This window comes from Brachyspira catarrhinii, from assembly GCF_005518285.1.
Lineage (GTDB): Bacteria > Spirochaetota > Brachyspiria > Brachyspirales > Brachyspiraceae > Brachyspira > Brachyspira catarrhinii.
The window spans coordinates 1-1,715 of record NZ_SJDU01000436.1 but is presented as its reverse complement, the minus strand read 5'-3'; the positions used below and the strand labels follow the sequence as shown (position 1 = coordinate 1,715).

The window sequence follows — 1,715 nt, the reverse complement described above, 5'->3', positions numbered from 1 at the left end:
TTATTTTCTTTAAGAATGATTCCTTACTCTATTTATCCAATATTGGCTTTAATTTTCGTAGTTTTAATATCTTTATGGTTAAAAGATTTCGGTCCGATGAAAAGAAGCGAAGACGCCGCTCAAAACGGAAAATTATTTAACGAAGAATTATACGGAGCATGCCCCGGAAATTTAGAAACTTCTTCAAACGATACGGCAAAATGGTTCGATATGGTTATAGCAATTTCCGTTTTAATAATAGCCTGCATAGTAATGTTTCCAATAACTACATATATGGGATTAGTCGGAACTGACGGAATAGAAAATATCTCTCAAGCTTTTTCAAGTATCGGCATAAGCGAGGCGTTTACTCAAACTGACGCTTCAAAATCGCTTTTTTACGGAGCGGTAATATCTTTGATAATAATGTATATTTATTATATCGCAAGAAAATTATTAAATATTCGTTCCGCTGGAAATTCTATAATGGAAGGCGTAAAATCTATGGTTCCCGCTTTGGTTGTATTGGCGCTCGCTTGGACGATTGGAAATGTCATCAAATCAAGCCCCGAAGACGGCGGACTCGGACTTGCCGCTTTTCTTTCCGAAACGGTAAAAGGAGGTGGTTTTCCTCTTTGGCTTTTGCCCGCAATCGGTTATTTGCTCGGCTGCGTAATAGCTTTTTCAACGGGAACGAGTTGGGGAACTTTCGCAATAATGATTCCAATAATCATTCCAATAGCCACGGGACTTGCAAGCGATTTGACGGGAGATGCACTTTTAAATGTTCTTCTTATAAATGTCGGCTCTGTGGTTTCGGGAGCGGTATTCGGCGACCATTGTTCTCCGATATCCGACACGACTATATTATCCGCAACGGGAAGCAACTGCCCATTATTAGAACATGTGACGACTCAAATACCTTATGCTGGACTTGTAGCGATAGCGTCTTTTATAGGAATTTTAATAGGCGGAATAAGTTTAAATCCCGTATTAGCTTTATCGAGCGGATTTGTTATTATGTGCATAATGGGAATTTTAGCTCCGAAGTTTTATAATAAATAATTAAGCAATCCAAAAAATAAATATAATAAAAAAACCGAGCCTTTAATCAAAAAGAACTCGGTTTTATTTTCAAGCAAATATTTTTTATTTTTTATACTCCAAATATATACTGTTATTATAATCTATTGAGTTTGCTGCAAAATTTACTAATACAGTATTATTAGTAGTATTATATGTGACAGAGAAATATGAAACTCCAGACGGTTGAGTAATAGTGGCTTCTCCACGAGTGCCCACCACAGCATTACTCATAGCTTCATTAACATTTGGCTCACTGTTGTAAGTATACCAACTTGTTACGGTAATACTGTAGTTTGTAGTGGGGTTCTTATTATCAATAAGAACACTATATGAAGTAGCTGTTCCAGTTATTGTGCAAGTGCCGTCTCCATTATGTGTAATGGTATTGCGGATGGTATTAGTATCAAGAGCAGAATGATAGTCTCCAGCTGGCGGATGATTACTATGAGTATAACCCTCTACATAATCATCGCCTCCGCCTCCCGTTGTTCCTTCATTACTACAGCTAATAGCCAAAGCGAATATTATCATTAAAAATATTTTTATTAATTTATTCATTCTAATTCTCCTTAAAAATTATTTAATTATTCTATTGTTGCGCGGTTAAAGTTCCTTCGTATTCCGCTATATAACCGCCAGTTTCATATACT

General features: G+C 36.4%; 2 protein-coding genes. One reads left to right on the top strand and one right to left on the bottom strand.

Going from position 1 to position 1,715, the window contains the following annotated elements:
- Positions 1-1,044 (top strand): Na+/H+ antiporter NhaC family protein (locus EZH24_RS11240; RefSeq protein WP_236847197.1); only part of this gene is annotated, 1,044 nt, incomplete at its 5' end.
- 84 nt (positions 1,045-1,128) lie between these two features.
- Here EZH24_RS11240 and EZH24_RS11235 read toward each other — a convergent pair.
- Positions 1,129-1,623: a hypothetical protein gene (locus EZH24_RS11235; protein WP_137999193.1), complete on the bottom strand. Its 495-nt coding sequence runs from the start codon at positions 1,621-1,623 to the stop codon at positions 1,129-1,131.
- Positions 1,624-1,715 lie beyond the last annotated feature (92 nt).